Consider the following 25,253-nt stretch of genomic DNA (forward strand, 5'->3'; position numbering starts at 1 on the left):
TGTACGCATATCGATACAAGTAAATAAAAAATATAGGTAACGTTAATGAAGATTAACGCAAACTAAATGCTTAACTAAACCAAATGTTATCGACCCTTAAATTCCATGTTTGAAGAGGGTGTTACGCGGATATGTTGAACTAAAGTTGTAATAGCTTCTTTGGTACAAATTTTATTCCAGAAACAAAAAAACCGACTCAAAGGTCGGTTTCAGTATCTACTTCTACAAAGAAGAGATGGTACCAGTGGGCGGACTTGAACCGCCACGCTATCGCTAGCAACGGATTTTGAATCCGTCATGTCTACCAATTCCATCACACTGGCATTGTGTATGGTTATCAACGTGGTGTTGATGCATGGCATTATAGCGATGCGGCGCGCCTATACAACAACTTTTTAAGCTTTTTGTGATTAAGTGCCGAAAGATTGTTCAAAAGCGTATTTTGCTTTATCTATTTCTTATTAATCAACAGAACGCACACTTTTACCAACGCTGAAGCGTCCAATTAATCGCTACTACCGCGATTACTGACGATGCAATTGGCATTATGGCTTTTGAATATAACCTTACGTTTCTAAGTAAGATGAGTAAGGGCAATAGCAGCGTAACTATGGCAAGTTGACCCAGCTCTACCCCTATATTAAAAGCGAATACATTCATTACCAAGCTGCCCGACTGGGCATTAAGGTCGCCAAACACGCTCGCAAATCCCATTCCATGGAGTAGGCCGAACCCAAAGGTAATTAACCCTAAACGCATGATCACTGGGTACACGTTATTAAGCGCAGTTATAGCCACTGATATAGCAATGCCTAGCTCAACAATACGGCTATTTAGCGTAATAAAATCCAGTGCTGTGGCAGTTAATGTAATCGAGTGCGCTAACGTAAACGTGCTTACTAATATCACCGTACTTTTTATAATGTGCCTTTTGCTTTGCTCTTTAACCCAGCGCTTATTTTCCCTGTAAAGATTAACGGTGAGCAACGTAGCAACCAAAAACAGTATATGGTCTAGTCCAATGAAAATGTGCCAAATTCCCTGATAAACCATTTCCCCAAACTGCGAAATCCAGCTGTTTCCTGTAGCAGAAGCAGTGATAAAAGAGCGTTCATCACTTAGCACATAAACACTTGTGTGATCGTTTAACGTTACCGTTGTGAGTAGCTTCTGGGTGGGAAAATCGCTAACTATGCCAGTGTATTGTATCGATACTTCGTTTACATATACGCAGTTTACCGACAGCGGGTATACCAGTAATGACTCTGCAGATATATCTCGTATAGAAGGGGGAGCAATACTAACCGTACATCGCGTTTCGCTATCTCGAATCACTAGGTGGTTTTGGATATAGTCGTTTGCCATAGTGTGGTTTCTGTTGACTTCACCCCAGGTCAAATTACCGTTATTATTACTATCTAGCCCTGCTGCTTGTCCTATATCTTCAGGCTTTAGCAAAAGCTCGCCAGACAAAGTGTTATTTGAATCGTTTTTAAGCGTTAAGTAGCCGTTACTCAGTTCGTGTGTATGCGTGAAAACGCTGAAGGCGGCGAAGATGAAAAATGTGATAAATTTAATCATGACTCGTTTACTGAAGGGGGGGAGAACATTAAGCATTGGTCGATACTTCATTAGCCTGTCGAGCGCGCTCTAGGAGGTTTTTGTCATCTAATGACTGTGCGTATTGCCAGTTAATTTCGGCAAATCTAAGCGCCAGTGGGTAATTGGGTTCAATCTCTAAAAAGTAAGTGGCGACCTGTGCGGCGTGAGAACTGTCTTCTCGCCACACTCGAATTTCCATGTTCTTAGCAAGTTGAGTTTGCACTTCAGAGCGCACAATACCTTGCGCTCGTTCGGCAATCGTCCATTTAAGTAGCAAGCCATCGTCGGCTGTCAATATATCGGGTACGGAGTTGCTAAACCCAGAACTCACTGCCTTATAGTTATTCAACGCAAAATGTGCGTCGGCCCAAACTAACATTGCGCTTATAGGTAGCTTTTCGAATTCTGTTTGTGACAAATGCTCAAGCGCGGCTTCAGCGTTACCAAGTTGAAGCGACATGTCTGCAAGTACTTCATAAAACCACTGGCGCTCCGCAGGCCTCACTGTACTCGTGTAGGCCTCAAAAGCACTAAGCTTTTTAAAGAATTTTACGTCTTTATTTTGTGAAAAATCAGCGTTAACCATACACGTGAAAGCGATTAAAAAACTTGTTTGCCCTACCAGCTTTTCGCAGTTTTCTTTCGCCTCTTTAGCGTTACCTTGCTGAACGTTTATGTCTGCCAACAATAACTGTGCAGCTGGAGAGCGAAAGCGGGCTATTTTATTAAGGTGTTGCTTGGCTTGTTCGAACTTATGAATGCCTTGAAGTAGTCGAGCTTCTAAAACAACTAAACGCTCTTTTTGACCCGCGTTCAACGAATCGAATTTTTGTCGCATTATGTTCGTGAACCTAACAATACGCTCTCTTTCATCACCTTTTGCTTGAAGGTATCTACTTGAAGTTAAAATTTTTTCCGCTTCGTCGATACTTGCTATGGATAGCTGTTGAGGCTGCCACGTTGCGATGACGGTATCATAATTGAGTTTTTCAGACTGAGCAGATACCGAACAGGCTGTTAGGGCTGACAATACGCTCATTATAGGGAGTATGAGAGTACTGCTTCTCATCAACTTCATCAGAACTTCCTTTAAAAAAGCCGTCCCTGGCTTTACGGTTGACACTGGGTACTGAACGTTCGTTATTGACCAATCAATAAATCATCGAACGTGGTGTCGTCAGCATCTTGGGTGAACTCGCGCCCGTTAATTGGCAGCGGTTCATCGGTTGGTGCTTGATTAAAGGCATCACGGGTATAGCTAGAGAACGATACCTGCTGTGCCTCAATCGTAACGCTAACGGTGGCCGTAACTTCTGGATTTACGCCGTCAGAAACGGTGAATGTGAAGCTATCGCTACCCGTTACCTGAGCGTTAGGTGTGTACGTAAAGCTGCCATCAGCATTAACTTCTGCATTACCTAACGAACCGTTTTCACCAAGCCCGAAGGTGAGTGCATCACCATCGGCATCGGTTGCTGTCAACGTGCCATCAAACGCAATATCTGCTTGCGTCGTTAGCATTTCATCAACGGCTACGGGCGCTACATTTTCTTCTGGCGCTTGATAATCGTTATCGTCGTCACTATCGAAACAACCAGTTAGCGCTAGCACCAATCCAGAAATGACCCACAACTTATGTTTCTGCAAAGGGGCTTGACCCGACTTAACAAACGCGGGTGCATTTGGATTCTTGTTAAATAACCTAATCTTCATAGACATGATTGATCTCCTTATTCAGAGCCAGCAAGTGGTGTTTTTAGGTAAGGAAACGATGAATCAATCATGCTTGCATCTACAGGTGCACCATCAGTGAAAGGTACATTACCTACGCTGGCGTCCTCTGGTGTACAAAGGCCAAGGTCTGTATCTTCACCTGCTACCGGGATGGGATAACACAAACGGCCCATAACAACGCGAAGGGCAATATCAACCACGTCATCACCTGGGCGGCGACCGTTAGGGAAACCCGCTAAGTCATCGCCTGCCACACCAAATGCTGACTGCGATTCGGCTGGCGTTGCTGGGATCCCTGTGTTTAGGCGCAGCATTTCTGATGCTGTTACAGTTGCTTGTTGGTTAACGCCTGGGAAACCTGTAAGGAACGCTGTCACTAAGTCCATACGCGGGAAATTCGTCGGCGCAAGGGTCTCAATATCCGTACCCAGCGTAGTATTCACTGCATCTTTAAACAGAATGTTCAGTAGTTCTGGTAAAGAAGGGTGGGTTACATAATCAGCGAATTGACCGTCTGCACTTGGATGAGAAGTAGAGAATTTGTCTTTATCGCCAATACCGATAACAAGCTCATTTACTAGCGGGCTACCTAAACGAGACACTTGAGTCATAGCACCACCATTAGTCTCAGGTTTCGCAAAAGTAGCATCTGGGTTTAGGATACGCGCTTGCGGCAAGCTTGCCGTGGTCCAGCTACCAATTACGCCATTACCTTCACCGGTAACACACGCCTTGGGTACTTCAATAGATAACGCTGTCACGTTTTTATCGGCTAAGTCATCATTCATGGCACTTTGCGTTATACCGCCAGGAAAACCTTCACCATCGCCTGCGCCCGGTGCGCTGTCGCCCTCAACAGGTACATAATTTACCAAGTCGAATGTTTTGCCTAAGTTAACAACGAAGGGGTCTTTACGCTGACCAACAAATACTTTGGCCATGTCATCACACCCAGGGATACTGAACGAATAAATGAAGCTTTCAGCATAACGTGCGTATTCCGCTTCACTGGTAAAGGTTTTATTACCAATGTAATCAAGCGGCTTTTTAAACATATCGCCCATGGAAGGAGTGAGAGTAGTGCGCGTGCCTGTCTGCATGTCGCCACTCACCATAGTAAGGCTGTACATTTCCGAGAAGTTTGCTGCGCTTGAATCGTCTGCGCTGATACCGCCTACATTTTTAAGCGGTACTTTCACCATTTTCTGTTCGCCTTCAGGGCCTATAGGCAAGGCGATACCTTCGTTATCGGTAGCAAGCATATTGTTGAACTTAAAAACAAAGCTTAAGTCTTCAACCGCGTCGCCATCGCTATCAATATGAATGGCGTAGTGCGCATTCGGGTCCATTGCAAAGTAGTTAGGGCCACCATAAGCATCTTGCAGTGGAATATAGTTTGCTATGAAAGTCACATAATCTTCACGGCCTTGTTCATAGCTATTGAAAGCATAAAAGTCGGTGCTATCTAACGCTGGGTGGCGAGTGATATTCGGTGCTTCTCGGTGACTTGAAGCTATTGCGCCAGCAGTTACGGCTGCACATGTCACGGCGACAGCCAGTGACAAAGTTTTGCGTTTGAATTGGATCATGTCGAGTCTCTCTGTTTTTTTATGAGTTCAAGAGACCAAACGACTGAGGTTTCACCTTAGATGCAAAAATATTTAAAAAATTAAAATAAAGTTTTTATAAAAAGTAAAAGGCCACGTTTCGTGGCCTTTTGGTGTGCTGCTTTGTGCGTAAAATTACACTGAAACAATCGGCGCTATATATAGCACTTCCGTTGGTGCGCCTGTTACCGAGCCGCCTGGTGCTTCTAAGCTCACTGCTAACGCCGCGATACTTTGATCTAGCAAGATATCTGGTGTCGCGCGCGTGTCGCCATTAACTTCAGGCATCAAGCCGAGAGAAATTGGTGCTTCGCCGTTTGCCGGCACCATCCAAAGCTCATAGTCTTTGTCTGCTAACGCCACAAATGCATCGGTGACCTTAACATTCATTGTCGTGTCAGAAACTTCTATTACCCACAATGGCGTGTTATCAGCATTATTGACTACGGCAATATGGGAAACCTCTGGGGTAGGCACAGGTTGCATCATGAAAAGCAATACGGCTAACACCAATGCAGCAGCTGTGGATATGAATGATAAGTTCTTCCAGCGTTTCTGCTTTTCTTTTTCAAGATCAACTACATTGTCGCTACTTGGTTTTGCGTTAGTCGTTTGATCGACAAACTCTGTATCATTGGCCGCCTTGTGGCCAAGCTTCACTTGTATGCTCTCCCACACGCTGTCAGGTGGTGTCACCGGAGGCAAGGTTTCAGCAAATCCAGTAAGGTATTGCTCCCATTGTGCGGTTGCATCGCTAACAGCCTGATACTGCATCATTAACTTTTGATAGCGCGTACGCGCTTTGCCGCGCAGCGTTCCAACTACATACTCAGCGGCGAGGGCGTTTAATCGCTCTTCTTTTAAATAATTCATAGTGATAGGCACCTCTGCAAGCTTTGCAAGCCTCGTCTTATCCAGCTTTTAATGGTTCCAAGTGGTGACGCCAAGTGAGTTACCACCTCTTGATGCGACATGCCATTCACATAGGCTAATTGGATAGCCTGACGCTGCGGTCCATCAAGTTCATCTAAACAAGAGGCCAACTTTGCTTGCTCTGCCTCTAACTTTATTGATTGTGTGGTTTCCATACCTGACGGTGCGTCATCATTTAATTCGACTTCATTTCTTACGTTGTGATAGCGGATTAAATCGAGCGCACGATAGCGAGCTATACTGACCATCCAGGTAAGTACCGTACCTTTGCCTCGTTGATAATTACCGGCGTTATGCCAAATTTTTATATAGGCGTCTTGTGTGGCTTCGTCAGCGAGTTCAGGGCGTTTCAAAAGCTTTAAAGCAACAGCGTAGAGCTGTGGACTTGTTATCTTATAAAGCTCTGCGAACGCTTTTTTGTCGCCGTCTGCGGTTTTACACAGCAGAGGAAACAGAGTTTCGTGTTCCATTGTTGCTCCTATTTTTATCGTTGTAGTGCGGCCATTTGTTTATTGCTCTAACTATTTGGCGGCTACTTCTTAAAGTAGCATGTTTTATATACAACTGCCTGAATGGTTACCTAATCAATAGACAGCCCCCCAAACAGTAAAGCGTTTATGTATTAATACTTTATTGAAAAGGTAAGGCGAACATTTCTTGGCTCTACAGGGTGATAATGCAAATCCTCAATCCCTTCCTCTGGCTCTCCGGGCAGCCTAGATGCGTAAAAATAATCAATATCGTGATCGTCACTGTCTAGGGCATTGAGTACTTCTAGTGTTACGTCCCAAGTTGGCTGGCGATAGGCAATTTGAGCATTAATCAAAAATGTTGATGGCGGTGAAATTTCATCGAAACTTTCTGGGGTGCGAGAGCTTAGGTAGCGGCTTCGTAAGGTATAGCTGAACCCTAGTTGGTTACTTCTTTGATAGTAGGTTAGCCCTGCACTCACCACACCTGGCACGGTGCCATCGATGTGGCGACCTTCGCCTTCAACGCTGTCGCTAAATCGGGCTTTGGTCCACGCAGCTTCAATGTCTGTTGTTAGGTGATGGCTTATCCAGTAGTAGGCACTCACTTCAATGCCGTGTCTCTCGGAGGGGCGACTGGCTTCAGTAAAGCCTGCATCACCAACATATACCAGCTCGCTATCAAGCTCTAGGCGCCACAAGGCAGCAGACAGGTTATAGGTTTTGTTATCGGTATAGTTAACGCCCGCTTCATAGCCAAGGCTCTTTACTAACAAGGGAGCAGCTTCGGTGGCGTCACCACTTACCGGGTCTATATTAATGGTGGCTCCCCGTGCATCGTTGGAATGAAAGCCCTGCCCAACGTTGGCAAATGCGGTAAGTTGGTCTGATACACTGTACTTCAAGCCTGCTTTAAGGGTAAATAAACCGTCACTTTCGCTTCCTGAATTAGCACCAAGATTACTGGTAACGTCCACATCTAAGTAATCGTATCTGCCTCCTAATGAAAGGCTTAATGCGTCACTTAGCACAATGTTTGACTGGGCAAAAAGTGCATAGCTGTTACTGTCTATTTCGTCTTCTCGAATAGTGCCAAAGCGGGTTAAGTTTTGGGTGCGATACAAACCCACGTTTTCAATATCGTCGAAACGCCACTGGCCGCCTAAGGTAATACTGCTTCCATCCGTAAGCGCCAAGGGAAGGGTAGTGAATATTTCACCACCATAAATTTTTCGGTCGTCGGCCTGTTCGAATTGATCGCCTCTCTCTGGGTTATCAAGGAAGTAAGTGAAATTAGAAAAAAGGCTAAGCGTTGTATCTATGGCATACAGTGAAGCATTCCATGTATCACTGGTATAGTTTGCGGAGAGACTATAGCGAGACGAATCGCCGCCAACTTGGGTGTCGATAGAGCCAAGACGGTCTATTATGCCGCTTTCAATAGCGCGCTCAGGTACTTGGTCAGCACCGTTCCAGCTATTATCGTAGGCCATTCCTGTAATGGTGAGTTGGCCGTCTAACAAAGGCGTAATATAACGAATATGGGCGTTTTTCTTTTTTACATCTTCGTCAACGTCAGTCCACGGGCCGTCATAGGTTTGATATTCCAACGCTGTAACAACGCGGTTCTCTCCTGCTTCAAAGTGATTTAATGCAACAGCGCGCTTGAACCCATATTCTCCTAAACCTAAGAACAACTGGTTTTGCTCAAGTGAATCTCTTAAATTGAAGAATGCCCCGCCAGCGCTAGAAAAATCGCCGATGTTGGCATAATAGGTGCCTTTGAAGTAGCTTAGATTGTCGATAAATTCGGGAATAATAAAGTTAAGGTCACTGTAGCCTTGGCCATGTCCGTGGCTTCGCATGTTCACAGGCATACCGTCTACACTCACCGTGAAATCCGTGCCATGGTCGAGGTTAAAACCGCGCAGGAAGTACTGGTTGGCTTTTCCCGAACCACTGTGTTGGGTCACCATCATGCCCGGGATGAATTCGAGTATTTCACCGGCGCGCAACATTGGGCGTTCAATCAAGGTGTCACCAGACACCCATCCCTGCGAAGCCGAGATAAACTCTCCGTCTTTTACAGATGAGTCACCACGTACTCGAATATGCTCAATATTACCTTCGGGGTCGTCTAACGCCATTGCAGCGCCCATACCAAGCGAAAATGAGCTAGCGAGAAGTGTTGTTACCAGAGTTTTTGCTGTCACCGTATTTACGTCCATTATCCGTTTGTAATAGCAATAACGATTAACAATGGTTAATGGATGCAAAAAGGTGGAAATCATTTTTCTTTGCTTATTGCACTATTAAATGCCGTTAACTAAGGCTTATGTTGTTTAAGCGATGTGGCGCTTGTGTCAAAATAAACGCTGTTGTTAATGAAGCGAAGAGAAGCCCGTGGCGAGACACGACAAAAAAGCCAAGAAGAAGTCCTCATCATCTAATCACTTAAAGGCGAAGGATGATAAAAACGCGCCCAACTCAGAATCAGACAGTTCATCGCTTGAGCGAGCTGGATTCGTTAGGCGTTTGTTGGCAATGATTTACGACACGCTCGTGGCTACTGCCGTAGGGATGTGTGCGGCCATGGTCATGATCGTAACGCTGGTGGTCATGCTGAAAAATGGCGCCCTTGACCTGCAAGGCTATGCTGAACCTGCCGATCTGATTCAGGCCTCTTTTGGTTATAAGCTGCTTATTCAAACGTGGGTGGGCTTGTGGATAGCTGGGTTTTTCTTGTGGTTCTGGCGCAGGGGCGGGCAAACCCTAGGCATGCGTGCATGGCGTTTGCGAATTTACAGCACGGTTGAAGAGCCAATGACCTGGCCACGCTTGTTCATTCGCCTAATAGCATCGTTAGGTGGTCTAGGCACCTTACTTGTTTTGTTTGATTTTAAAAATAAACAATCACTGCAAGACCGACTGGCAAAGACCGAAGTGCTGAAGTTGACCAAAGAAGCGAACGACCACAAGAGCTGGTAAACGTGCTTTGTAAGGCGCTAAAAAATAACAAAAAAAGAGGCTGCAAGCTCTTTTTATTAGTTTTGACTATTGAATTAGATGAATGCTGATAGCTTGATCAACGCCTCAACATTACCCCTGCAATAGCCGCAAACAATAAGCTAGGCAGTAAGGCGCCAAGGAATGGTGGCAGCTGATAGACTAAACTCACTGGCCCAAATACTTCGTTAAGAATAAAGAAACCGAAGCCTGTCAGTACGCCCATGATCACGCGAGCGCCCATGGTAACGCTACGCAGCGGGCCAAAGATGAATGACAATGCCATTAACAGCATTACGCCTACCGAAATAGGTTGGAATACCTTGCGCCACAAGGCGAGTTGATAACGAGATGGGTCTTGGTCGTTATTTTCTAGGTAGTTCACGTAATCCAGCAGCCCAGTAATAGATAAAGCCTCTGGCTTAACCGCAACAATGCCTAATTTGTCTGGTGTCAGTGTTGAATTCCAACGCATGCGGTTATTTTCATCTACCGTAACATTCGTTTCAGTAAACTTGGTTACTTCAACGTCGCTTAGCCACCAACCGTCGCCGTCGAAGGCCCCATTTTTAGCGTGAGTAATGCTCTCTAGCGACAAGTCAGGGTTAAAGCTAAATATGCTCACATCTTTGAGAGAGTCTTGGCTTAACACCTGACCTATGCTTACAAATCGGTCGCCATCCTTTGCCCACACCAGCTTATCGGAAGAAAATAAACTACCGCCTGAAATGGCTTCAGTTCTTATCTGTTTTGCCTTGGTTTCACTGTACGGGGTGACCCACTCGCCAACGGCCATCACTAATAAGATCATTACAAGGGTCGACTTCATGGCTGAGTTTATGATGTTCCAGCGGCTCATACCTGCGGCCTGCATCACTACCAATTCGCTATTGCTAGCCAGTACGCCCATACCAATAAGGCCGCCTAGCAAGGTTGCCATAGGGAAGAACTGCTCTAGGTCGCGAGGCAAGCTTAGCAATACGTAGATAAAAGCGACCAGCATGTCATAGTCGCCTTCGCCAATTTTTCGCAGCTGTTCTACAAATTTAATAAGCGCGCTTAAGCCAATAAGTACACTAAGCGTAACGGTAATAGTGCCTAACAGCGTGCGGGCGATATATAAATCGAGGATCTTAAACATCTACTTTTTCCCCAATATCCAAGCGCGCAGCTCTGTGCCGGTTTTTCTGTCTCGTACAATCAACATAACACCAATGATCAGCATGATGGTATGCACCCACCATAAGCCAAGTTGAGGTGGCATTTTGCCGTCTTCTAACACTCGTCTACTTGCCAGTAGCAGCAAGAAGTATCCCAAGTAAAGCAGGATGGCAGGGAACATTTTACCAAAGCGCCCCTGACGCGGGTCGACTGCGCTTAGCGGCACAGCAATTAGTACTAAAAACGGAATGGAAAGCGGTATGGCAATACGCCACTGAAGCTCGGCTCTGGCTTCAATACTGTCGTCTTCCCACAGTTCGTTAGTAGGCAGTACGCTTACCTTACGACGAGTTTCGTCAGCAGGTTTATCGGCAATCTGAATTTGGTATTCGTCAAATTCTACTTTGCGGAAAGCTTTTTCAGATTGCTTTCCTTCGTACTGTACCCCTTCTTTCAATACAAGGTTTCGCGTGCCGTCAGGGTTATTAGCCACTTCACCAGTTTGCGCATACACAACGCGCACGTCGCCTTCGCTATCGTCTGTTTGATTTTGCGATAAAAACACACGTTGTAGCTTATCGTTATTGTCTACATCGTGAACAAAAATAACCGCTTTTTCGTTACCGGTTTGCTGGAATCTACCTGGCATTAACGCTGATATTCCCGCCTCATTTCTGGCTTTTTCTCGCAGCTGATATTCGTTCTCTGCAGCCATTGGCGCGAAATAAAGGGTAATTGCGCCTGTGACTATCATGATAAGTACAGACAAGAACAGCATTACCCGCGTTACATACCATTCACTGATACCACAGGCTCGCATTACGGTCATTTCACTGTCTACATACAGCCTGCCATGTGCCAGCATAATGCCCAAATAGGCGCTGATAGGCAGCACTAGTGAAGAGAGGATAGGGGCATATAAACCTAGGAAGCCAAGCACTAGCCCAGCGGGAATATCACCGTCTGAGGCGTCGCCCAAAACGCGCACAAATCGCAAGGTGACAAAAATTGCCATTAGGATAAAGAAAATCGCTAACTGAGATTTCAGCGTTTCCTTAAGTAAATAGCGGAATATCAGCATCTCAGCCCTTCCGGAAAATTAGGAATTTTAGTGAAAGAAAGCACAATTTTGTTTAAACTTACCGTTTTTACAAGTTTTGCCTGCAATCATAAACCGTTTGCATGGTGTTTTGACGCAAATTTAACCTATATTCAATAGGTCTTTAAGCGTGAATTGCAGCGAACTAAAAAGTTATGCTGCGTATTAAAACATAAAGCAGCGCGAAACGTTACGTGATTTTAGTCATCGTGCAAACCATAAACGACGAAAAGCGAGGTGATATCGTGGAGTTTAGTGTAAAAAGTGGCAGTCCTGAAAAGCAACGCAGCGCATGTATTGTTGTGGGTGTCTTCGAGCCGCGCCGCCTAACGGCAGTGGCTGAACAGCTAGACGAAATCAGTGAAGGTTATATCAGCAACTTGTTACGCCGCGGCGACCTTGAAGGTAAAGCCGGTCAAATGTTGTTGTTACACAACGTGCCAAATGTACTGAGCGAGCGCGTGCTTCTAGTCGGTTGTGGTAAAGAGCGCGAATTAGACGAGCGCCAGTACAAAAACATTATTGCCAAAACCATTCAAACATTGAATGAAACAGGCTCAATGGAAGCGGTATGTTTCCTTACCGAGCTTCACGTTAAAGGTCGCGATACCTACTGGAAAGTACGTCAGGCAGTAGAAGCAACTGAAGACACGCTTTACACCTTTATGCAGCTTAAAACCAAGAAAGGTGAGCCACGTCGCCCACTGCGTAAAATTGTATTTAACGTACCTACACGCCGTGAACTTACCGTTGGTGAACGTGCAGTTGAGCATGGTTTAGCGGTTGCTCGCGGTGCGAAAGTGACCAAAGACGTGGCTAACATGCCGCCAAACATCTGTAACCCAGCGTATCTGTGGCAGCAAGCGCAGGAGCTTGCCAGCCAGTACGACAGCGTAACCGCTGAAGTCGTTGATGAAACCCAAATGGCCGAGCTTGGTATGCAAGCGTATTTGGCTGTTGGCCGTGGTTCAGACAATGAAAGTATGATGAGTATTATGCATCATCGCGGTGGCCCAGCTGATCAAGCCCCAATTGTGCTTGTAGGTAAAGGCCTTACGTTCGATTCAGGCGGCATTTCAATTAAGCCAGGCGAAGCCATGGATGAAATGAAGTACGACATGGGTGGTGCTGCAGGCGTACTGGGTACCATGCACACTATCGCGGCGCTGAATCTGCCAATTAACGTTATTGGTGTATTGGCAGGCTGTGAAAACATGCCAGATGGCAAAGCGTACCGTCCGGGTGACATTCTAACGACTATGTCGGGTCAAACCGTTGAAGTGCTAAACACTGATGCCGAAGGCCGTTTGGTATTGTGCGACGCACTAACCTATGTAGAGCGCTTCGACCCAGAGCTAGTGATTGATGTAGCCACGCTAACTGGCGCAGCGATTATCGCACTTGGTCACCATGCAACAGCTGTAATGAGCACGCACAACCCGCTTGCTCATGAACTACTTAATGCGTCAGAGCAAAGCTCAGATCGCGCATGGCGTTTACCGCTATGGGACGATTACCAAGAGCAGCTTGAAAGCCCGTTTGCCGACATGACGAACCTAGGTGGTCGCCCAGCAGGGTCAATTACGGCGGGTTGTTTCTTGTCGCGCTTCACTAAGAAATACAACTGGGCTCACCTTGATATTGCCGGTACGGCATGGCGCAGTGGTAAGAACAAAGGCGCAACAGGCCGTCCAGTGCCTATGCTGTCTCAGTTCCTAATGAACCGCGCTGATATCAAGCTAGAGGACTAATCATTCATGCCACAAGTGATATTTTATCAACTTTCCAGCAGTGACAATGGTGTGGCAGGCCGCGCCAGCGAAGTTATTGCATCAGCGTTTGCCAATAAGCAAAAGATTAGCGTGCTGTGCGATACACAGGCGCAGGCTGAAGAAGTTGATGAATTGTTGTGGCAGCTGCCGGCTGACCGCTTTGTGCCTCATAATCTTTATGGTGAAGGGCCACAATCGGGAACGCCGGTGGAAATTTGTTGGCGGCCAGAGCAGGTAGCCAGACGACAAATGGTGGTTAATGTGGGTTCCGGTATGGTGCCTTCACCCAACCAGCATCGTCAAATCATCGATTTTGTACCCGTGGACGAGAATGCCAAACAGGCCGCGCGGGTAAGATACAAAAACTATCAGCAAGCTGGATGCAACATGCAGTTCAAATCTGCGTAAGTCATTCGCGTTTAGCTTCAATTTGAGAGTGTGTAATGGATAAAACCTTCGAACCGCAGTCCATCGAGCAGCAATGCTACAAGTCATGGGAAGAGGCGGGTTTATTTAAAGCTTCAGGTAGCGGCGACCCTTATTGTATTTTGCTTCCGCCACCAAACGTGACCGGTAGCCTTCACATGGGTCATGGTTTCCAACAAACCATTATGGACGCCTTAACCCGTTATCACCGCATGAAAGGCGACAATACGCTTTGGCAAGTGGGTACTGACCACGCCGGTATTGCTACCCAAATGGTGGTAGAACGCCAACTTAACGCTGAAGGCAAGACGCGCCACGATTTAGGTCGCGAAGACTTCATCAAGAAAGTGTGGGAATGGAAAGAACACAGTGGCGGTACGATCACCGGTCAAATGCGCCGTTTAGGTACGTCACCTGACTGGTCTCGCGAAGTGTTCACCATGGACGAAGACCTGTCTAAAGCCGTAACGGAAGTGTTCGTTAAACTACACGAAGAAGGCCTTATTTACCGTGGTAAGCGTTTGGTTAACTGGGATCCAGTGCTTCACACTGCAGTATCTGATCTTGAAGTACTGAACGAAGAAGAAGACGGCCACATGTGGCACATGCGCTACCCACTTGCAGATGGTAGCGGTGAGCTAGTGGTTGCAACAACGCGCCCTGAAACTATGCTAGGTGATACTGCCGTTGCGGTTCACCCAGATGACGAGCGTTATCAAGGCTTTATCGGCAAAGAAATTAAGCTACCGATTACTGGTCGTTTAATTCCGGTTATCGCCGATGACTATGTAGATCAAGAATTCGGTACAGGCTGCGTTAAAATTACCCCTGCTCACGACTTCAACGACTACGACATGGGTAAGCGTCATAACTTGCCTATGATCAACATTCTTACCGACGATGCGAAAATTAATGATGATGCGCCAGAAGCGTATCGTGGTTTAGATCGCTTCGACGCCCGTAAGCAAATTGTTGCTGATTTAGACGCACAAGGCGCATTGGTTAAGATTGAGCCGCACAAGCTTAAAGTGCCGCGCGGCGATAGAACTGGCGCAGTTATCGAACCATACCTAACTGACCAGTGGTATGTAGCCGTTGAGTCTCTTGCTAAGCCTGCTATTGAAGCGGTTGAAAGCGGCGAAATTCGCTTTGTGCCAGAGAACTGGAACAAGACTTACTACCAGTGGATGCACAACATTCAAGACTGGTGTATTTCGCGTCAGCTGTGGTGGGGACACCGCATTCCAGCGTGGTACGACGAAAACGGCAACGTTTTTGTTGGTCGCACTGAAGAAGAAGTGCGCGAGAAGCACGGCCTTGGCAGTGACGTAACGCTTTCACAAGACGACGATGTACTAGATACCTGGTTCTCAAGTGCACTATGGCCGTTCGCCACCATGGGTTGGCCAGAAGAAACGCCAGATCTAGAAACCTTCGTGCCGTCTTCAGTGCTAGTAACCGGCTTTGACATCATTTTCTTCTGGGTTGCCAGAATGATCATGATGACGAAAAAATTCACGGGCAAAATTCCGTTTAAAGACATCTACATTACTGGTCTTATCCGCGATGAGAACGGCGATAAAATGTCAAAGTCGAAGGGCAACGTGCTTGACCCAATCGATTTGATTGACGGTATTGATATTGAGTCGCTAGTCACTAAACGCACCGCGGGAATGATGCAGCCTCAGCTTGCTGAGAAGATTGCCAAGCGTACCCGTAAACAGTTCCCTGATGGTATTCAGGCCTACGGTACAGATGCACTGCGCTTTACTTTTGCAGCCATGGCGTCAACCAGCCGCGATATTAACTTTGATATGGCTCGTGTTGAAGGCTACCGCAATTTCTGTAACAAGATTTGGAACGCATCGCGTTTCGTATTGATGAACACAGAAGAGCACGATACAGGTCGTGACGGCGGCGAAATGGTACTTAGCATGGCCGATCGCTGGATTTGGGCTAAGTTCCAACAAACGCTGGTTGAGTTTGAAAAAGCGCTTGAAGACTATCGTTTCGACATTGCGGCGCAAACCGTTTACGAGTTCACCTGGAACCAGTTCTGTGACTGGTATCTAGAGCTTACTAAGCCAGTGCTTAATAATGACGATAGCACCGAAGCTGAAAAGCGCGGTACACGTCATACGCTTATCAACGTGCTTGAAAGCCTGCTTCGCTTGTTGCATCCGCTAATGCCATTTATCACCGACACAATTTGGCAGCGCGTTGTGCCACTAAGTGCGCTTAAGGTGGAAGAGGGCGCAAGCATTATGGTTCAGGCATTCCCTGAAGTTGATGCAGCGAAACAAGACGACAAAGTGCTTGCCGATATCGAGTGGGTGAAGAAGTTTATCGTGGGTATTCGTAATATCCGTGGTGAAATGGATATCTCACCAAACAAACCGCTTAATGCGCTACTTAAAAACGTAAGCGACGAAGACGCACGTCGTCTTGATGCGGCTAAGGCATTCCTCGATAAGCTTTCTAAGCTTGAAACCGTGACTATATTGAAAGACGGTGAAGAAGCACCAGCCAGCGCGACAGCGCTAGTGGGCGAGATGGAAATTCTTATCCCGATGGCAGGGCTTATCGACAAAGACGCTGAGCTTGCTCGTATTACTAAAGCCATGGAGAAAATCGAGAAAGACGTATCTCGTACTCGTGGTAAGTTGGGTAATGAGAAGTTCGTAAGTAATGCGCCAGAAGCAGTAATTGAAAAGGAACGCGCTAAGTTGGAAGAGGGTGAAAAAGCCCTAGCCAAACTTAAAGAGCAGTTCGAGACCATTAAAGCGCTTTAAGTGCAGCCCCTAGAACGGGGTTTATCGATACAAATTAGAAGGGTTACCGAAAGGTAGCCCTTTTTTATTAGCGATTTAACAGGCCCTAAACATAGCGCGTTTGTTCGAAAGCCGTTCCTGCATTCTCACACTTCGCTAGGAAGCTTGCCAGCGCCTATTGAGTGGGTAACTATTTATGCGAATTGGTATACGAACCTATCTTTACGTTGGCGTTTAGAGCTGTTTGCCTAAGTACTGTTTTAACATGCCTATCAATGATTTTTGCTTTATTGGCTTGGTGAGGTAGTCGTTCATACCGGCGTCTATCGCGCTTTGTTTATCTTCCTTCATTGCATTAGCCGAAAGGCCGATAATAGGTACGCCAGTAAAGCCTTTTTCGCGGAGTTGTTTGGTTGCTTCATAACCGTCCATCACCGGCATTTGTACATCCATCAATATTAGGTCGTACTGCGGGGCATTTTCTACTTTTTGCACGGCTTGCTTGCCATCTTCTGCAATATCGAAAGTAAGCCCAAGATTGGTAAGCATTTCTCCGGTGACGAGTTGATTTATATTATTGTCTTCCACTAATAGAACGTGGCCTTCTAGCGACGTTGCTTCCGCTTCTTCACTAAAATGATGTCCATCATAACTTGCATCTTTAGATATCACCTGATGAACAAAACGCTCAAATTGCGCAGGTGTGAATGGATGCATGATAAGTGGACCTTTCCATAGCGTGTCATATTTAGCTTGTAGCGCGCTGCCTGCACTTTCCATTACCAGGCCTACCGACTTCCCTTTTTCTAGCAAGGCGTTTAACCAAGCAATATTCTGTCTGAATTCACTGAACTCATGGATATCTACAATGATATGTTCAGGTAAAGCGGCGATATTTTTGGCATCTTCTATTGATAGCGTTGATTTAGTTGGCAGCTGTATTTGGTTGCAATAAGCCGCAGGCAGCAATGCTGCTTCAGTAACATAAAGGCTATCAACAGGTAGCTGAGGTGTTTGTTCAAGCACGCCAGGTTGGTTTTTAAATGCTTTCAGCGGCAGTTCAACTTCAAACGTACTGCCTTTTCCCATAGTAGAAGTGGCATCAAGGCGGCCGTTCATAAGTTCAGTAAGCTGGCTTACAATCGCAAGGCCAAGGCCGGTACCGCCGTATTTTCTATTGGTTGAACCGTCTGCTTGAGTGAAAGGCTTAAATATTCTATCTAGCTGGGCTGCACTCATACCTATGCCGGAATCGGTGATTCGCATGGTAAGGTTTAACACGTTCCCTTTTTCATTCAGGCTGCCATCAAACTCAATATCTATACGCCCTTGCTCGGTGAACTTCACAGCATTGTTGCCTATGTTCATAATTATTTGGGCAATACGCAGTGGGTCGCCAATTACTTGCGGAGGTATCTTTGGGTTTACCGTAAAGTGCACCGATAAGTTCTTTTCTTTTGCGCGTAGTGCAATGACTGCAATGAGGTTGTCGAACAGTGAATGCAAAGAAAAGCTCACTTCCTCAATCTTCAATTTACCCGCTTCAATTTTTGAGAAGTCGAGAATATCGTTAATTACGCTCAGTAATATTTGCCCAGAATACGCTGCCTTGTCGAGATACCCTTTAACAGTAGTGGACAGCTCTTGCTGTTGCGCCAGTTCTATTAGCCCGATAATGCCATTCATCGGCGTGCGGATTTCATGACTCATATTGGCTAAAAACATACTCTTTGACGCGGTTGCTTGCTCCGCTTTTATTTTCGCCTCAGTAATCGCTTTATTTAAGCTTTCAAGCTGAGAGTTCATGGTTCTTGCTTCATCTAGCAGTTTTTCTGTCTCTCGGTTTTTATCACTAAAAACAAGCGCCGCTTTTGCTAGCTTGCCAATCTCATCTTTTCGGCTGCTGCCAGGAATATTGGAAATTTGTACGCCTTGGGCAAGTTTGTTGAAAACTTGAGTGATAGAGCGGATAGGGCCCAATATGCGAAACATGGCAAACAGCGCGGCTGAGAGGGCGAGTAGAATGGCAACAAGAGAAAATAACTCTCCGTTACGCTGTGTGCTTTCAGCCAGTGTGTAGGTGCGTTGAGTCGCAATTTCAGAGTCTGTGGTTACTTTTTTGGCCAGCTCACCGCTTAAATAGAGAAATTCATTGGCAGAACCCGCCATGACTACGTTAACCAAGAATAAATTACCTTGGGTTATCTGGGTTAGCTTAACGAAATCGGCTTTAATTTTTTCCGACAATCGCTCCACTCTTTCCTGAAGGGATGTATTTTTCGTTAGCGTTAATTTTCGTAGTGAATCTGCGGCTTCGTTGAATGCTCGAATAAAACCCATGTCGGGTTTCATCAGATATTTCAACATCGCATTTTCTGCCCGAATAAGAAGCGTCTTTGCCTGTTCTTCAGAGGCAGCAGAGATATCTCCGTTTGTTTTAGCGTCACTCAGTATCTTTTCCAGTAACGTAATATCAGATAGGGTGCCTCTTGCTATGAGGTTATCCCTTTCAGAACGCGCATCGACAACTTGAGTAAAATTCTCCTGATAGGCGTTAAGGTGCTCCTTCATTCTTGAAAGGATATGGTTGTCTTCCTGTATTTCCTTGTCTTCGTCTACCAGGGCTAACTTGTCGAGTTTGGTGTTAATAGTCACCATGAGTCGACTGAAGCGAGTAATGGCTGATTTACTCGCATTCTCTTTGAATATGAGCACGTTGCGCTGTAAGTCCACCACATCCCGTTCAAGTTCCTTAACAAGTGCAACATCAACTACTGCCTTTGACGCTGATGCCACGCCTTTGTTTAGGACTTCTTGGTTTTCTCTAGCAATAAACCCCTGTGCCAATATAAGCGCTATAAGAGCGAGTAGCACGGTGATAAGCTGAATTCGAATTGACGATAACATGTGAACTAAAAAAGCCTTATTCCATTAACGTTATGGGTTTTTACTTAACGCAACATTATGCAGTGATGAATTCGTACCACTTCTGCAAACTGTATTCGTAGGTTGGCATAACGGTATTCCATACGGCAACATTACTAAAACGCTCTTCATAACTCCCACCAGTGCGCTGGGCGCCTTGTCTAACACTAATATTTCCGTCGGGCCCTTTTAGCGGCTCTGATGCTACTTGCCCTTTGTACCAGTAATTCCATTCGGCGTCTGAAAGATATTGAGCTGAACGTTTAGGGTTGGAAATATAGTAGCCTTGTCTGGCAATAAATGCGCCAGGCCACCCCGACAGCCACCAATTCATATACTCATAAGCCACGTCCTTTATTCTACCTTGTGTGGCAGAGGACATGCACATTACACCGTGCCATCCGCGGTAGCCTTCTTTCGGTGCCGCAAACGTAACCGGAATATCTTGACCGTTCAGTGCAGAGACCGCAGGCGAGAACATGCTTTCGATTGCAACCCGTCCACTTTTCATGAACTCAACAGACTCAGGGACCGAGGTCCAGAATCCATTGAAATGGTTTAACTGAGTCAACTCTATAAGTAAGCTAAACAAATCATCAAGTTCATACTCGGTCATGGCACCGATGTCTTGGAATTGAATGAATCCTTTAGCTTGTGCGGCAAGTGCTAAATCGAAAAGTCCGATAGTGGGGTCGTTAACTATGCCCACTTTTCCTGAATAGCGACTGTCTAAAAGCCAGCCCCAGCTTTCTTCTTGCCCTTGCAGTTCGTTGGGTAACTTTGATGTGTCATAGCCAAAAGAGTCAACATTGTGCACATAAGGTAAAAAGCTAATTGTGTCAGTATGGTTGGCACCTAGTGTGCCGTCGTCCTGAACATTAATAATTTTATGCGGTGCGTCGCCAGCGCCCATTCGCGCTTTCTCGGTAAGTTTTCCGGTCTTGCTTAAATCGTTTATTTCTTCCCAATACTGAAGGCGTTTTTTCTCTATGGGCTGAATAGCGTGAGCGCGCCACAATACATTAATGCTATTAGACCACTGCTCATAAAGGTCGAATGACGTGGGGTTCATCGACGCCTTTTGAAGAACGGTTGCACTGCCACCTGGCTCAAACTCAATATTAATGCCTAAGTCTTCCATGGCGCGCTGACGAATGGCTTCCTGAAGCGTGACATGTGTGCCTAATACGCGCAGCGTCGGTTTTTCTTTTCCGATTGAAAAAGGGGTAATGCCCGCAGTAAGACCAAAGGCGAGACCGCCCTTTAATAAGGTACGGCGCTGGAAAGAAGAAGCGACGTTTTTATCTGAGTTTGGAGGCATTAACGTACGTCCATAGTAAACGATGACCCTCCATTATTCTGGCATCTATTTCATAGAGTTACCAAAAAATGTTACCCCATAGTTAAAAATAAAATGTTGCTTTGACATATTTGGTAACACATCAAAATTAGCGAGTAGTTAAATTTTGTATTATAAAGATATCAAAATGATATCAAAGGTGAGTGGTATGAAAGAAAAGAAAGGGTTTTCGGTAAACGGTTATTTGATGATCTGTGTTTTGCTAGTCGCACAGGTTGCTACGTTTTTCTATGCAGTGTCGGGTAACCCCGAAGCTGGTGTAATTCTAAGCGTTTTAGTGGGAAGTTTGTGGTTGGGCTATTTCATGGTGCAACCCAACCAAGCAAAGGTCATGACGTTTTTCGGCAGCTATGTAGGTACTGTCTCTGATGTTGGATTACGCTGGACAATTCCTTTGTTCCGTAGAGCTAATATTTCTCTGCGCATAAGAAACTTTGAAAGTGCCAGAATTAAAGTTAACGACAATCAAGGAAACCCCATTGAAATCGCCTCTATTGTCGTGTGGAAAGTGAGCGATACTGCTGAAGCAATGTTTGACGTAGACGATTACGAAAGTTTTGTGCGAATTCAAAGTGAGTCCGCGATCCGCAATATGGCAAGTAGCTTTCCTTACGATCCACGTGACGACGAGCAAGCGGAAGTCGCACTTCGTAGTCACCCAATAGAGATATCAGCGCGTTTACAAGAAGAAATCCAAGCTCGCCTTGCGAAAGCTGGGATCACAATTTTGGAGTCTCGTATCAGCCACCTTGCCTACGCGCAAGAAATCGCAAGTGCCATGCTTCAGCGTCAACAAGCATCAGCTATTGTGGCTGCCCGGAAGCAAATTGTAGATGGTGCTGTGGGAACCGTAGAAATGGCACTTCAGCGATTAAATGAAAAGGGTGTAGTAGAGCTTGATGAAGAGCGTAAGGCGACGATGATAAGTAATTTATTAGTTGTGCTGTGTGGTGATAAGTCGACGCAACCGGTTATTAATACAGGTACAATCTACTAGCTCGTTTTTTTAATTTAAGTTTGAAATTGTAGTGCCGCAGTGATGCACTGCGGCACATAAGGTTTGTGATTTTGGCAAAGAAAAAAGCGTATCCACTTAGGATAAATGAAAATGTACTTGCCGCCATGGAGCGATGGGCTGCCGATGACTTGCGAAGTGTAAATGCGCAAATAGAGTATGTATTAAGACAAGCGCTAGTGAAGCAGGGAAGAGTGAAGCTGGTAGAAAAAGTGGTAGTAGAGGTTGAAGGTATTGAGCCGCCTGACGGGGGAGAAAACTGAGCAACGTGGCTGGACAGCCAAATCGATGCTGAGCTGATAAGCTAACGATTTAGGTTATTAAAGGTGAGCCGTAGTGAGCAATATGCTCATGTAGCGTTACCACGAATCAATATTAGCTTTTACGTAACATGATGAGGTTTAGAATGAGACTCTGTGCCAGCTCTACCATCTTCACAGGGTTCTAACCCTTCGTTATCGATATCGTCATAACATTCGCACTCTATGGTATTGCGACCTTTATTTTTGGCTCTATAAAGGGCTTCATCTGCATCGCAAAGTAGTTGCTTTATGCTTGCCTCTTTTAAGTCGCTTACATATACCGCCCCCAAACTAAGGGTAACTTGTCTTCCTTTCAACGGAGGATGGGTTTCATGGAGAATGCTGACTTTCTCGCGAAATCTGTCTAATAGTTGGCGAGGGGAGACTGGACTTGTTAGTACCATACAGAACGCAAACTCTTCGCCACCTATGCGCCCAATGGCATCTTCTTGACGAAAAAATTGCTACATTGTTTGAGCAACGATGGTTAATACGTCATCGCCAAATCCGTGGCCATAACTATCATTAATAGCCTTAAAGTGATCTACATCGGCGATGCCAATCAACATTGCATGTCCATTGCGTTTTGCGAAGTTTAACGACTTTGCAAATGCGTCTAGAAATGCCCGTCTATTTGGAATGTTCGTAAGCGCGTCATAATATGCCAGTTTCTCTAATTTATGATTGGCTGAACGAAGCTCGCTGGTTCGATGGTTAACCAAGCTTTCTAAGTTCTGCTTTATTTTCTTAAGTTCTGAATTGCGCTTATCTAGCTGTTCAGATTGGAACTTCATTTCGCTAACGTTACGCTGAACAGCTGCAAAATGGGTTACTTCACCAAATTCATTGGTAAGCGGGAATATGTTCATTTGAACCCAGAAAGGTGTGCCAGACTTCGTATAATTTAAAAGTGTTTCGGTACATGGGCGTTGATCAATAAGTGACTGCCGAATACGCAGCGTAGAGGCTTTGTCGGTTAGGGCACCTTGAAAAATGCGAGGTGTCTCACCCAATAACTCCTCAAGACTATATTCAGTATGTTTACACAATGCTTCATTTGCATAGATGATTTTAGGAGAAAGCGGGGCATCGATATTCTGAGCTTCCGTTACCAAAATCATATCTTGTGAATGTTGAACAATATCTTTGTAAGAGAAATCACTAATCTTTGCCGTGATATCAGTGAAATAAACCACTACAAAAGACGGTGAACTGCCATTGACCTTGTACTTTTCGGGATATGCGTTGACATTAAACCACGTTATTTTATCGGTATCTTTATTTATCGTTCCCAATATTCGGTTATTTATAGCGGTGCTAGTAGCAAGCACCTGGGCAATGGGAAGTTCGTGGTAAGGTACTTTTCTGTTTTGCATGTCAATGAACTCCCAGGAGTCCACGTCTAAGCTTTTCTCTTTAAGTTTATCTATACTTAATCGAAGCAGCGTTAACGCAGCGGGATTGGCATACTCTACAACGCCAGTAGCATTGTGAATGACTACGCCAATTTGCGTATTTTCTAATAGATTGAACAAGTTAACATTGTCGATGCTCATTGCACTACACCAATTGAAAGCGTCAGTATGTACTGTTTTCCTTGGTACATTGGCGAATCAACGTTAATTGGAAAAGAAGGTTTATATTATATAATAGACTTTAGTATAAAAAATAGCCAAAAGCTGCAGGTGCATGCAGCTTTTAGCTGATTAACTTTCCAAGATAGTTAGCAGTGTCGGCGTCTAACAGTTCGTCTAACAAGTACAATGCCACCTAATAGACACAGTGGGAGTAAAGACCATGCTCCGCCATGCTCTTCTACTATGACTACCGTATCTTCAACCACATATTCATTATTTTCACTTTCAAGGGGAAGATAGGCGAGTGCACTGTCATCATAGGCATCGGTATACGCCACAAGCATTTCGGTATCTGCATCATAAAGCTCTAATAGAATGTCGTACTCACCGGGCGGATAGCCAGAAACTAATGTGCTTTCAATGGTAAAGGTATCTGTTGAGTCTTCTGAGTAAATGTAAAATTCAGACGACACGTGAATAGACTCGTACACGTCGTTTTTGCCCAAATACAGGACCGCGTATACTGGCGCGCGAGTGAAAATGGTGTCGGCGTCAAACTCAATCGAAAACGTAGAGTGATAACCATCGTAATCAATGTCTTGCTCAAGCGTTACCCAGCTTTCATAAATCCAAAACTCATTAATACTGCTGACTACGATATCGCTAGAGGACTTACTCACGGCTAAATGCTGTTGATGCTTACCCGCCTTGGGAAGGGACTGTTGATTAGTCTCAACGTCATCAACAGATTGAGTGATTGTTTCTTCGCTTGTCAATGCACCTGAGGTTTTAGGCAGAAGCGATTCAGCGGCAACAAATGGTTTGTCGTAACGGTATTCGTTAGAGGTAACGTTTTTGTTTTGTGCGCTATTTTCGGTACTGGCATGCACAGGTGACATAAGCGCAAGCTGTAATGTTGCAATAGCAGAATATGTAGTAAGTGAGAAAAGTAGCTTTTTCATCTGTCCATCCTTTTCCAATCGATAATGACAGTGTCATTGTTGACGGAAAAAGATGAACAAAAGCTGAAGGGGAAATTAACGCCTTCTCAGTTAAAGCGGTGAGGGTGCCTTAGAGATCAGTCGTCGAAGTAGTGATCTTCTTCTTCGTATTCACCTTCTTCACGCGGCTCGAAGTAAGTACCCCAACCGTCGTAGGTTACATCATGCTTGTCGGCAATTTTAAGCAAGGTGTCAGAGTCCGCATTAAGCTTTTCAATATCTAGCTTTCGCTCTGCAACTGCGTCGAAGCAGAAAATGGTTTCGCCATCATCAAGAATAAGCTCTTCTGCGTCGGTGACTTCAAAACCAGCTTTAAACGCATCAACAGCTGCCTTTTCTAGCACGTCGAAGTCAGTGCTGGCGAAGTGGTGCTCAATGGTATAGTCGGCATCGGCTTGGCTGCCGTCTTCTAGAAGGGCATCAATAGTTTCTTGGTTAAACTCGTACCACTCTTCTCTTTCATCGAACTGGGTCATAATAAACACTCGTTAG

General features: G+C 45.4%; 19 protein-coding genes, 1 tRNA gene and 1 pseudogene. 6 read left to right on the forward strand and 15 right to left on the reverse strand.

Annotated elements, in window-relative coordinates; translation table 11 throughout:
• Positions 1 to 236 precede the first annotated feature (236 nt).
• The 8 genes from WA381_RS00310 to WA381_RS00345 all read right to left on the reverse strand — a co-directional run bounded on the left by WA381_RS00310 (position 237) and on the right by WA381_RS00345 (position 8,574).
• A tRNA-Leu gene (locus WA381_RS00310) sits at positions 237 to 323 on the reverse strand.
• Positions 324 to 483: 160 nt separating this feature from the next.
• Positions 484 to 1,581, reverse strand: coding sequence for a HupE/UreJ family protein (locus tag WA381_RS00315; RefSeq protein WP_156086881.1), 1,098 nt, complete (start codon positions 1,579 to 1,581; stop codon positions 484 to 486).
• 28 nt (positions 1,582 to 1,609) lie between these two features.
• On the reverse strand, positions 1,610 to 2,680 hold the full coding sequence (locus tag WA381_RS00320) for a hypothetical protein (protein ID WP_156086880.1): 1,071 nt from the start codon (positions 2,678 to 2,680) through the stop codon (positions 1,610 to 1,612).
• A gap of 62 nt (positions 2,681 to 2,742) precedes the next feature.
• The gene (locus tag WA381_RS00325; RefSeq protein WP_156086879.1) at positions 2,743 to 3,321 is read right to left on the reverse strand and encodes an Ig-like domain-containing protein; all 579 of its coding nucleotides are present in this window, start codon (positions 3,319 to 3,321) and stop codon (positions 2,743 to 2,745) included.
• Between the two features lie 11 nt (positions 3,322 to 3,332).
• Complete coding sequence (locus tag WA381_RS00330; protein WP_156086878.1) at positions 3,333 to 4,925, reverse strand: DUF4331 domain-containing protein; 1,593 nt, start codon at positions 4,923 to 4,925, stop codon at positions 3,333 to 3,335.
• Positions 4,926 to 5,078: 153 nt separating this feature from the next.
• Complete coding sequence (locus WA381_RS00335; RefSeq protein WP_069944843.1) at positions 5,079 to 5,816, reverse strand: anti-sigma factor; 738 nt, start codon at positions 5,814 to 5,816, stop codon at positions 5,079 to 5,081.
• The gene (locus WA381_RS00340) at positions 5,813 to 6,346 is read right to left on the reverse strand and encodes a sigma-70 family RNA polymerase sigma factor (protein WP_156086877.1); all 534 of its coding nucleotides are present in this window, start codon (positions 6,344 to 6,346) and stop codon (positions 5,813 to 5,815) included. Before WA381_RS00340 ends, WA381_RS00335 begins: the two co-directional genes overlap by 4 nt.
• Before the next feature lie 152 nt (positions 6,347 to 6,498).
• Positions 6,499 to 8,574, reverse strand: coding sequence for a TonB-dependent receptor (locus WA381_RS00345; protein ID WP_156087365.1), 2,076 nt, complete (start codon positions 8,572 to 8,574; stop codon positions 6,499 to 6,501).
• 175 nt (positions 8,575 to 8,749) lie between these two features.
• Here WA381_RS00345 and WA381_RS00350 point away from each other — a divergent pair, with 175 nt between their 5' ends.
• A complete protein-coding gene (locus WA381_RS00350; protein ID WP_156086876.1) occupies positions 8,750 to 9,334 on the forward strand; it encodes an RDD family protein in 585 nt (194 codons plus the stop codon).
• Between the two features lie 97 nt (positions 9,335 to 9,431).
• On the opposite strand, the gene lptG is transcribed toward WA381_RS00350, so the two are convergent.
• On the reverse strand, positions 9,432 to 10,493 hold the full coding sequence (gene lptG / locus WA381_RS00355) for an LPS export ABC transporter permease LptG (protein ID WP_014977294.1): 1,062 nt from the start codon (positions 10,491 to 10,493) through the stop codon (positions 9,432 to 9,434).
• Positions 10,494 to 11,594: an LPS export ABC transporter permease LptF gene (gene lptF, locus WA381_RS00360; protein ID WP_049588260.1), complete on the reverse strand. Its 1,101-nt coding sequence runs from the start codon at positions 11,592 to 11,594 to the stop codon at positions 10,494 to 10,496.
• Positions 11,595 to 11,857: 263 nt separating this feature from the next.
• Here lptF and pepA point away from each other — a divergent pair, with 263 nt between their 5' ends.
• From pepA to WA381_RS00375, 3 genes are read left to right on the forward strand one after another with little or no spacing between them, the layout of a single operon-like run.
• Positions 11,858 to 13,363 (forward strand): leucyl aminopeptidase, encoded by a 1,506-nt coding sequence (pepA, locus tag WA381_RS00365; protein ID WP_014950602.1) that lies wholly within the window; start codon positions 11,858 to 11,860, stop codon positions 13,361 to 13,363.
• A 6-nt stretch (positions 13,364 to 13,369) separates the two neighbouring features.
• Positions 13,370 to 13,792 carry a DNA polymerase III subunit chi gene (locus WA381_RS00370; RefSeq protein ID WP_156086875.1) on the forward strand — a complete coding sequence of 141 codons (423 nt, stop codon included), beginning with the start codon at positions 13,370 to 13,372 and terminating at the stop codon, positions 13,790 to 13,792.
• A gap of 35 nt (positions 13,793 to 13,827) precedes the next feature.
• Positions 13,828 to 16,602 (forward strand): valine--tRNA ligase, encoded by a 2,775-nt coding sequence (locus tag WA381_RS00375; protein ID WP_156086874.1) that lies wholly within the window; start codon positions 13,828 to 13,830, stop codon positions 16,600 to 16,602.
• Between the two features lie 213 nt (positions 16,603 to 16,815).
• Here WA381_RS00375 and WA381_RS00380 read toward each other — a convergent pair whose 3' ends face one another.
• Together WA381_RS00380 and WA381_RS00385 are read right to left on the reverse strand one after the other, a co-directional pair.
• Positions 16,816 to 19,488, reverse strand: coding sequence for a hybrid sensor histidine kinase/response regulator (locus tag WA381_RS00380; protein ID WP_156086873.1), 2,673 nt, complete (start codon positions 19,486 to 19,488; stop codon positions 16,816 to 16,818).
• A 55-nt stretch (positions 19,489 to 19,543) separates the two neighbouring features.
• Positions 19,544 to 20,827, reverse strand: coding sequence for an ABC transporter substrate-binding protein (locus WA381_RS00385; RefSeq protein WP_156086872.1), 1,284 nt, complete (start codon positions 20,825 to 20,827; stop codon positions 19,544 to 19,546).
• A gap of 187 nt (positions 20,828 to 21,014) precedes the next feature.
• On the opposite strand from WA381_RS00385, the gene WA381_RS00390 reads away from it, so the two are divergent.
• Positions 21,015 to 21,863 carry an SPFH domain-containing protein gene (locus WA381_RS00390; protein WP_014950598.1) on the forward strand — a complete coding sequence of 283 codons (849 nt, stop codon included), beginning with the start codon at positions 21,015 to 21,017 and terminating at the stop codon, positions 21,861 to 21,863.
• Between the two features lie 71 nt (positions 21,864 to 21,934).
• Positions 21,935 to 22,144 carry a hypothetical protein gene (locus WA381_RS00395; RefSeq protein ID WP_014950597.1) on the forward strand — a complete coding sequence of 70 codons (210 nt, stop codon included), beginning with the start codon at positions 21,935 to 21,937 and terminating at the stop codon, positions 22,142 to 22,144.
• A 119-nt stretch (positions 22,145 to 22,263) separates the two neighbouring features.
• Here the strand turns inward: WA381_RS00395 and WA381_RS00400 are convergent.
• The 3 genes and pseudogenes from WA381_RS00400 to rraB form a co-directional block, all read right to left on the reverse strand.
• Positions 22,264 to 23,739: pseudogene (locus WA381_RS00400) on the reverse strand (diguanylate cyclase domain-containing protein).
• Positions 23,740 to 23,906: 167 nt separating this feature from the next.
• Positions 23,907 to 24,722: a choice-of-anchor H family protein gene (locus tag WA381_RS00405; RefSeq protein ID WP_156086871.1), complete on the reverse strand. Its 816-nt coding sequence runs from the start codon at positions 24,720 to 24,722 to the stop codon at positions 23,907 to 23,909.
• Between the two features lie 116 nt (positions 24,723 to 24,838).
• A complete protein-coding gene (gene rraB / locus WA381_RS00410; RefSeq protein ID WP_014950594.1) occupies positions 24,839 to 25,237 on the reverse strand; it encodes a ribonuclease E inhibitor RraB in 399 nt (132 codons plus the stop codon).
• Between the last annotated feature and the right edge of the window lie 16 nt (positions 25,238 to 25,253).

Origin of the sequence: Alteromonas sp. CH_MED4-4, assembly GCF_037029575.1 — a bacterium.
Classification (GTDB): domain Bacteria; phylum Pseudomonadota; class Gammaproteobacteria; order Enterobacterales; family Alteromonadaceae; genus Alteromonas; species Alteromonas macleodii.

What these genes read in the sequence shown, in the direction of transcription:
- WA381_RS00315 (WP_156086881.1), bottom strand. Translation starts at nt 1,581, where the DNA reads ATGATTAAATTTATCACATTTTTCATCTTCGCCGCCTTCAGCGTTTTC.
- WA381_RS00320 (WP_156086880.1), bottom strand. Translation starts at nt 2,680, where the DNA reads ATGAAGTTGATGAGAAGCAGTACTCTCATACTCCCTATAATGAGCGTA.
- WA381_RS00325 (WP_156086879.1), bottom strand. Translation starts at nt 3,321, where the DNA reads ATGTCTATGAAGATTAGGTTATTTAACAAGAATCCAAATGCACCCGCG.
- WA381_RS00330 (WP_156086878.1), bottom strand. Translation starts at nt 4,925, where the DNA reads ATGATCCAATTCAAACGCAAAACTTTGTCACTGGCTGTCGCCGTGACA.
- WA381_RS00335 (WP_069944843.1), bottom strand. Translation starts at nt 5,816, where the DNA reads ATGAATTATTTAAAAGAAGAGCGATTAAACGCCCTCGCCGCTGAGTAT.
- WA381_RS00340 (WP_156086877.1), bottom strand. Translation starts at nt 6,346, where the DNA reads ATGGAACACGAAACTCTGTTTCCTCTGCTGTGTAAAACCGCAGACGGC.
- WA381_RS00345 (WP_156087365.1), bottom strand. Translation starts at nt 8,574, where the DNA reads ATGGACGTAAATACGGTGACAGCAAAAACTCTGGTAACAACACTTCTC.
- lptG (WP_014977294.1), bottom strand. Translation starts at nt 10,493, where the DNA reads ATGTTTAAGATCCTCGATTTATATATCGCCCGCACGCTGTTAGGCACT.
- lptF (WP_049588260.1), bottom strand. Translation starts at nt 11,594, where the DNA reads ATGCTGATATTCCGCTATTTACTTAAGGAAACGCTGAAATCTCAGTTA.
- WA381_RS00370 (WP_156086875.1), top strand. Translation starts at nt 13,370, where the DNA reads ATGCCACAAGTGATATTTTATCAACTTTCCAGCAGTGACAATGGTGTG.
- WA381_RS00375 (WP_156086874.1), top strand. Translation starts at nt 13,828, where the DNA reads ATGGATAAAACCTTCGAACCGCAGTCCATCGAGCAGCAATGCTACAAG.
- WA381_RS00380 (WP_156086873.1), bottom strand. Translation starts at nt 19,488, where the DNA reads ATGTTATCGTCAATTCGAATTCAGCTTATCACCGTGCTACTCGCTCTT.
- WA381_RS00385 (WP_156086872.1), bottom strand. Translation starts at nt 20,827, where the DNA reads ATGCCTCCAAACTCAGATAAAAACGTCGCTTCTTCTTTCCAGCGCCGT.
- WA381_RS00390 (WP_014950598.1), top strand. Translation starts at nt 21,015, where the DNA reads ATGAAAGAAAAGAAAGGGTTTTCGGTAAACGGTTATTTGATGATCTGT.
- WA381_RS00405 (WP_156086871.1), bottom strand. Translation starts at nt 24,722, where the DNA reads ATGAAAAAGCTACTTTTCTCACTTACTACATATTCTGCTATTGCAACA.
- rraB (WP_014950594.1), bottom strand. Translation starts at nt 25,237, where the DNA reads ATGACCCAGTTCGATGAAAGAGAAGAGTGGTACGAGTTTAACCAAGAA.